Source organism: Aliidiomarina sanyensis (assembly GCF_003987175.1).
GTDB classification, from domain to species: Bacteria; Pseudomonadota; Gammaproteobacteria; order Enterobacterales; family Alteromonadaceae; genus Aliidiomarina; species Aliidiomarina sanyensis.
On sequence record NZ_PIPM01000011.1, the window covers coordinates 51,100 to 58,492 of the forward strand.

The window sequence follows — 7,393 nt, forward strand, 5'->3', positions numbered from 1 at the left end:
ATACAGAATTTTGACACTTGGGATTAAACGGACTCGCGCTCGAGGACCTCTTGAATGCGCTGATCTTTGAGACTCCAGCGGCCGTTGAGCCAGTTTTGGAAATGATCACGAAACCTAGGATCATTGAAGTAATCACCGCGTAAATCATCGGTGACGGGGATGCGGTCGATATAGACGTATATCTTTTTTAGGCGCCCGGCTAATAGGTCCAAAACGATCGAACGTTCTTCATTACGCTCGGGGTAAACCAGGGTGATATCAAGAATTTCTTGGAATTGATTACCCATGGCTTGCAAAGTGAATGAAGTTCCACCGGCTTTTGGTGGCAACAAATGCTGAAAAGGACTTTGTTTCTTTTGATGTTTCTCGGGCGTGAAACGTGTGCCTTCACAAAAGTTAATGACCGTGGTTGGGATATGCCGAAACTTCTCGCATTTCTCACGAGTCGTTTCGATATCCTTGCCTTTCAATGCTGGATTTTTCTCAATTTGCTCTCTGCTGTAGCGCTTCATAAACGGCATGTCTAACACCCAGCAGCCCACTCCAATCACAGGAACCCAGAACAATTCTTGCTTCAAAAAGAAGCGTGGCATAGGGAGCTGTTTGCGGGACAAGTGCATCAAAGCGGGAATATCAACCCAACTTTGATGATTACACAGAATCATGTACCAGCCATTTCGGTCGTCGGGTAAGTCACCCTCAATAATCCACTCAATGGGGTAACTGATTTTAAACATCCATGACACAGAGTATGCCCAGCCTCGGAAAACACCATTCGCTAACCGAGAAACAAAGCGTTGGAATGGAGGAATTGGAATTAAAAACTTAAATATGCCGAGCAAGATGACGGTAAGCCCTATCACTAGGGTCGCAATTGCTCCCCAGAGGAAATTAATCAAGACGCGCAAAGGTGCGGGTAGAAAACTGAACATGCCGGCATTTTCTCCATGATCTTATTCTTTTCTTAGATGATACCTGAACTTAGCAGGAACAGGAGAGCACTGCTTGCAAACAAAGAATATTTCTCTACACTACACTGTATAAACATACAGTATTGAGGTGGTTATGCAGCCGCAGTTACAGCAGTTAATGGAGTCGGGTGCTTTATGGCAAGGCCATCAAAGTCAGGCACATGATGCCGTGCGTGCCTCAACCGGTGATGCCCTACTCGATCAAGCATTGGCGGGTGGCTGGGTTCGTGGTCGCGTGCATGAGTTACAACTTCCTCACTCCTTTTGTGGGGAGCTGACGCTATTTGGACCCGCCATGCAACAAGCCGCAAAGCAAGGAGTCCCGATTTTTTGGATAGCACCTCCGGCCATTCCTAATGCGCCGGCATTAGCGTCGATGGGTGAAAATGCTCAGCATATTGTGTTATCTCCCATACAGGCTTCAGATGCGCTATGGGCGGCAGAAACCATTTTGCATAGTCGCCAAGCGGGTATGATTTTATTGTGGGCCAAGGATCTTTCCGCCACTGCCACACGGCGCTTGCACTTGGCGGCCAGTGAAAGTGATGCGTTTGTATTTGTTCTAACCGGATGGCAGCCAGAAGATGCACGAAGCTACGGAACTCGCCTTCGGTTACATCATGAGAATGAATATATCCAGTGGCAACTTCTTAAGCGCCATGGAGGGTGGCCGATTCGCATGCCACGCCAGCCATTGCCGACTTGGTTGCGTTACACCGACAAACCATCCTCTAACACTGCGGGTGCAATGATAAACTGAGAGTGGCAGGTGATGTGGATGTATCTTGATTTCCCAACGCTCTTGTTGGACCGGATGCAAGTTTTGCAGCCGGAGTTGAAAGAAAAACCTGTGGTGCTGTTTCATGAGCAAGAGCAGCGTGTATTGCAAATGAATGGGCCAGCCGAAGCGCTAGGAATTCAGTCGGGGATGTCGCTTTCCGATGCGTGGTTGCTCAGTGATGCGCTGTACACATTGCGTTGGCGAGAGGCGCGACAACGTCATGTACTGCAGCAAGTGGCAACCGATTTATACCAAGTTTTTGCTGTCATCAGTTTGGATCCTCCCGCAGGGCTTTGGCTTGATTTGACGCCCATGCAAAAACTCTATCCTGATCCGCAGCAGCATTGTGTACAGCTGCAACAGCAATTGTCCCCATGGGGAGTCCGTTATCATGCTGGGCTTGGGAGCACTCCCCTACAAGCCAAAATGCTCGCTCAATCCGGTGTTTCTACGGTGGGTGATATCCCAGTAGTGTACTTACCTTGTTCCCCAGTTTTACATGAAAAATTGAGCCGTATGGGGCTACATACATTGGGCGCCTTGCAAGCGGTTCCTCGCGCATTGGCAGGCCGACGGTTAGGAAAAGAACTCGTACTTTTACTTGCGCGGGTGCAAGGAGAACAAATTGAGAAGCTCCACTTCTTTCGCCCCCCAGAGTGGTTTTTTCAACGCTTAGAGCTCTTGGCAGAGGCGAGCAGTTGGCAAGCCTTGCGATTTCCGCTGAATCGTTTACTGCAGGATTTGGAGTATTTTCTGGAAAGTCGCCAGCAGGAAACACGTCAGCTAAAACTTTGTTTTCACCATCGCGATATGGAACCTACGGTACTGGACCTCGGCTTTGCCCATGGTAGTTACCAGGCACAGGAATTGGCTCAGTTTTGTCAGCTGAAAATGGAAAATTGCCAATTAAATGCGCCGGTTCTTGAAATCAGTATTCAGGCGCGCCAACTCGCGCCGCGGACGACAGGACAAACTGATTTGTTGCGAGGTCCTGGGCGTCAGAATAAATCGCTTCCTCGTTTATTAAATGAATTGCAGCTTCGGCTTGGGCAGCAGCGTGTGTGGGGTATTCAAAATCAGGCCGAGTGGTTACCGGAAGCTGCATGGAAGCGGGTACCTGCTGGGCAAGTCATTGGCGTTGCGCAAACAGAACAACGTCCCCTTTGGCTCTTGCCTGATCCTTGCCCCATCGATATTCGCGAGTGGCAGCTACTAAAAGGGCCTGAGCGACTGAGTACACCCTGGTGGTCGCAAGAAGTAGCAGAAATTTACGACCGTGATTATTGGTATGCGCGCCATCAGAAAGGTCAACCGGGTTGGGTTTTTTACGATTATCGACAGGGTTGTTGGTGGTTGCATGGATGGTTTAGTTAATGGCTTACGCGGAACTTCATTGCTTAACCCATTACAGTTTTCAGCGGGCGGCCTCAGCACCTGAAGTATTGGTCGAGCGAGCTGCGGAACTCGGCTATGCCGCTTTAGCAATCACCGATGAGTGTTCTGTTGCCGGGGTTGTAAAAGCATGGCAGGCAAGTAAAGCGCATAAAATGAAGCTGATCTACGGCAGTGAGTTTAACTGCCCAGAGTTGGGTTTATTTGTGGTGTTGGCGAAAAACCGGCAAGGATATGCCCAGCTGAGTGGCTTGATCACTCGGTGTCGGCGCGCTGCGGACAAAGGAAGTTATCAGTTCTCTGGCGCGATGCTTTGGGAGCTGCCGCTGAAGGATTGCATTGTTCTTTGGCGCCCTACTTTTGAAACTAAGGTGGATTTGTCTGCATGTGCGGCACAACTAAAGGGGGCTTACCCTAAACATCACTGGCTGTTGTATCACCGGCAACTTACGGTGAAAGATAAGCAGCAAACGAGACAGCTTAAAGTGTGGAGTGAGGCGTGGGAGTGGCCTATTGTTGCAGCAGGAGGTGTGCTCATTCATGCGCCAGAACAATTACCGCTATTGCACGTAATGCAAGCAATACGAGCCCGCTGCAAAGTGACGGATTTGGGCGCCAAGCGGTATGCAAATGCTGAGGTTTCGTTGCGCTCTATCGCGGACTTAACCCAGATATTCCCCGCAGCATGGCGCGAGGCGTCTTTGCACATTAGTGCGCAGTGCCACTTTGATTTAGGTTCTCTTCGTTATGAATACCCTGCGGAAGTTGTGCCACAAGGTTTCACGCCAAATGAGTATTTGCGGCAGTTAGGATATCAAGGGTTACGCTGGCGATATCCGCAGGGTGCTCCCGATAAGGTCCGAGACCAGTTAGAGAATGAATTGGCATTAGTTGCAGAGTTACATTACGCCCATTTCTTTTTGACTATCTACGATTTGGTGGTTTTTGCTCGGCAGCAAGGCATTCTTCATCAAGGCCGAGGTTCAGCGGCGAATTCTGTCTTGTGTTATTGCTTAGGCATTACAGCGGTAAACCCTGCCCAATCAGATCTCCTTTTTGAGCGTTTTATTTCGCGCGAGCGTAATGAGCCGCCTGATATTGACGTGGACTTTGAACACGAACGACGCGAGGAGGTGATTCAATATATTTATCAAAAGTATGGTCGTGAGCGTGCAGCATTAGCGGCGACTGTGATTACTTATCGTGTGCGCAGTGCTCTCAAAGATGTTGGAAAAGCGCTTGGGTTTCCAGAAGCACGGATTCAACAGTGGATTGACCGCTTGGATCGGCGCGACAAAGAGGATGATTGGCGCACGCAATTGCAAGAAATGGGGGTGATGAATCACCCGCAGGGGCATCATTTACTTCGGTTGACTGAATGTATTTTACGCTTTCCTCGGCACCTGTCTCAGCATGTGGGTGGCTTTGTGATTGCGGCGGGTAACCTTTCTGATTTAGTGCCTGTGGAAAATGCATCGATGCCGGAACGGACGGTGATTCAATGGGATAAAGACGACATTGAAGCCCTCTGTTTATTGAAGGTCGATGTGTTAGCGCTGGGAATGCTGACTGCCATTCGCAAAATGCTTGCCCTACTCCCGCGCTTCTATCAGATGAACCATACGTTGGCGAGTATCCCGCAAGGCGATGACAAGGTGTATCGCATGCTACAGAAAGCGGACTCGGTTGGCGTATTTCAGATTGAGTCGCGCGCGCAAATGAATATGTTGCCTCGCTTAAAGCCACGTTGCTTCTATGACTTGGTGATTCAAATCGCCATTGTACGGCCAGGCCCCATCCAAGGTGACATGGTGCATCCGTATTTAAGGCGTCGTGAAGGGAAAGAAGCTGTGACCTATCCGGGGCCGGAAGTTAAAGATGTGCTCGAACGGACTCTAGGCGTGCCTATTTTTCAAGAGCAGGTGATTAAGCTTGCTATGGTCGCGGCAGGGTTTACCGGGGGTGAGGCCGATGCGTTGAGGCGCGCGATGGCGAGCTGGCGCAGTAAAGGGAAACTCCTCGTATTTGAAGATAAATTGATTCGTGGGATGCTTGCCCGAGGATATACCCGTGATTTTGCCGAGCGTTTATTCGCTCAGATCTGCGGGTTTGGAGAATACGGTTTTCCTGAATCGCACGCCGCTAGCTTTGCCAATTTGGCTTATGCATCTTCATGGTTAAAGCACCATTGCCCTGCGGCTTTTTATGTCGGCCTGTTAAATAGTTATCCGATGGGTTTCTACTCCCCATCACAACTTGTGCAAGATGCGCGTCAGCATGGTATTGAGATTTTACCGATCTGTGTGAACCACAGTGAGTGGGACCACCAACTGATAGCGCGTGCTGGGGAGCCAGCAATTCGGTTGGGCTTTCGTTTGATCAAAGGGCTCTCACAAGTTGAAGCTGAGGCCTTGGTTCGAGTACGTCCGGCACAAGGGTTTTCAGATATCGATGCATTAGAAACGCGGCTAGGCGCCGCCAATCTCAGTCGTCGAGCTTATGAACATCTTGCGAGCGCGAATGCTTTTGCTGCTTTGGCAGGTCATCGGTATCAAACCCGTTGGGATATGACCAAGCTTGAGTCTTCAAAACCAGACACAAATCAACTCTCGTTATTGGCAGTTGCAGAGAACATGCGAGGTGATTACACCTTACCTGGTCCCACAGAGTTAGATGATATGTGTGAAGACTACAGCACGCTTGGTCTTACATTGGGCCGGCATCCGGTTGCATTACTTGATGAGATGGGAGAACTCCCTGTTCATCGCAAAGCGCATGAGTTAAAAGCACTCAGGCATGGTCAGTTGGTGACGATTGTCGGTGTCGTTACGAATCGCCAACGGCCTGGCACCGCATCAGGGGTTACCTTTATGACACTTGAAGATGATACGGGCACGATGAATGTGGTGCTGTGGCAAGATTTAGCGCGCCAACAACGTCGTGAGTGGTTAAAAGCATCGCTACTCAGCGTAAAAGGAATCTTAGAAATGGAGGGAGATGTCATCCATATTGTTGCGGGTGATATGCGGGATTTAAGCGCACGCCTGCCGGTCGCGCGCATTAAATCACGGGACTTTCATTAGCCTTGGGCGTTTTCGCGCAAGTACTCATTCTTTAAATAGACATAGTTCTCGGCGGACTTTTGTAAGAATGCCCTCTCCTGCTCATTGAGTGGCCGAGCTTTTTTCACTGGGCTCCCCACATAAAGATAACCACTCTCTAAACGCTTGCCTGGTGGCACTAATGAACCCGCCCCAATGATGACATCATCCTCTACAACGGCACCATCCATGACGACAGCAGACATGCCCACCAAGATGCGATTACCGATGACGCAGCCATGTAACATGCAGTGGTGTCCAACGGTTACATCGTCTCCAATCAGCAAAGGATAGCCATGAGGGTCATCTGGACCTGTTCGGGTCACGTGGAGTACAGAGCCGTCTTGGATATTGGTTCGTGCGCCAACGCGAATATGGTTCACATCACCCCGTGCAGCAACGAGCGGCCAAATACTACTGTCATCTCCTAATGTGACGTCTCCGACAATAACGGCGGATGGATCGACATAGCATTGAGCCCCGAAGCTCGGATAGATACCTTTATAAGGACGACCCACATACGTATTCACTGCCATAACACCCTCAATCCTCTCTGTTACATCTGGCTTTCTGCTGGTTCGAGCAGAAAACACACCAACTTCGTCTGATAATACGTCAATCTGAATGATTTTTCTGCGTTCGCATCATAAAACCCAAAAAACATCAAAAAAGTACTTGCTGGATTCGTTCGTGTCTATATAATTCGCCCCACTTCGACGGCAGACACAACAAGCACTTAGCGCGTTGCGCCAGTTGAAAGCGGGTTTGAAAGAAATCAAAACTGTTAAAAACAGCTGGTTTCTACAAAATCAGAAGCTAACCCCTCATAAAGAGATGTTAACTTTCTGATAACAAGCCTAGATAGCAACCACAAGCTTAGAAAAATGAAAAAACTTTTCGAAAGCGGTTGACAGAAAAAATGGGGTGTGTAGAATGCGCACCTCGCCTCGAGTGAGGCAACGTTCTTTAACAATTTATCAAGCCAAGCAATCTGTGTGGGCACTTGCGACGACAAGCATCAACCAAGCCATTAATTTGGCAACTGGTTCAGCTTAGAAAGCAGGAGCCTTACTAAAAAGTAAGACACCAGAAATTCATATGGTTGAGCCGCTTCGGCCTCTTAATTGGGGTGACGAAGCAACTTTGCA

General features: G+C 49.2%; 5 protein-coding genes. 3 read left to right on the forward strand and 2 right to left on the reverse strand.

The genetic code is table 11. From position 1 onward, the window contains the following. Positions 1–23 precede the first annotated feature (23 nt). A complete protein-coding gene (locus tag CWE11_RS09775; RefSeq protein WP_126777441.1) occupies positions 24–932 on the reverse strand; it encodes an acyltransferase in 909 nt (302 codons plus the stop codon). A 133-nt stretch (positions 933–1,065) separates the two neighbouring features. On the opposite strand from CWE11_RS09775, the gene CWE11_RS09780 reads away from it, so the two are divergent. Genes CWE11_RS09780 through CWE11_RS09790 form a run of 3 tightly spaced genes read left to right on the forward strand, consistent with a single transcriptional unit; the run spans position 1,066 to position 6,227 of the window. Then, positions 1,066–1,731, forward strand: coding sequence for an ImuA family protein (locus CWE11_RS09780; protein WP_126777442.1), 666 nt, complete (start codon positions 1,066–1,068; stop codon positions 1,729–1,731). Positions 1,732–1,749: 18 nt separating this feature from the next. Next, entirely contained in the window at positions 1,750–3,126 is a 1,377-nt protein-coding gene (locus CWE11_RS09785) for a Y-family DNA polymerase (RefSeq protein WP_157981341.1), read from the forward strand. Further along, on the forward strand, positions 3,126–6,227 hold the full coding sequence (locus tag CWE11_RS09790) for an error-prone DNA polymerase (protein WP_126777444.1): 3,102 nt from the start codon (positions 3,126–3,128) through the stop codon (positions 6,225–6,227). The genes CWE11_RS09785 and CWE11_RS09790 overlap by 1 nt, the downstream gene beginning before the upstream one ends. Here the strand turns inward: CWE11_RS09790 and CWE11_RS09795 are convergent. Further along, positions 6,224–6,781: a gamma carbonic anhydrase family protein gene (locus CWE11_RS09795; protein ID WP_126777445.1), complete on the reverse strand. Its 558-nt coding sequence runs from the start codon at positions 6,779–6,781 to the stop codon at positions 6,224–6,226. The two genes, CWE11_RS09790 and CWE11_RS09795, sit on opposite strands and share 4 nt — an antisense overlap. Positions 6,782–7,393 lie beyond the last annotated feature (612 nt).

What these genes read in the sequence shown, in the direction of transcription:
- CWE11_RS09775 (WP_126777441.1), bottom strand. Translation starts at nt 932, where the DNA reads ATGTTCAGTTTTCTACCCGCACCTTTGCGCGTCTTGATTAATTTCCTC.
- CWE11_RS09780 (WP_126777442.1), top strand. Translation starts at nt 1,066, where the DNA reads ATGCAGCCGCAGTTACAGCAGTTAATGGAGTCGGGTGCTTTATGGCAA.
- CWE11_RS09785 (WP_157981341.1), top strand. Translation starts at nt 1,750, where the DNA reads ATGTATCTTGATTTCCCAACGCTCTTGTTGGACCGGATGCAAGTTTTG.
- CWE11_RS09790 (WP_126777444.1), top strand. Translation starts at nt 3,126, where the DNA reads ATGGCTTACGCGGAACTTCATTGCTTAACCCATTACAGTTTTCAGCGG.
- CWE11_RS09795 (WP_126777445.1), bottom strand. Translation starts at nt 6,781, where the DNA reads ATGGCAGTGAATACGTATGTGGGTCGTCCTTATAAAGGTATCTATCCG.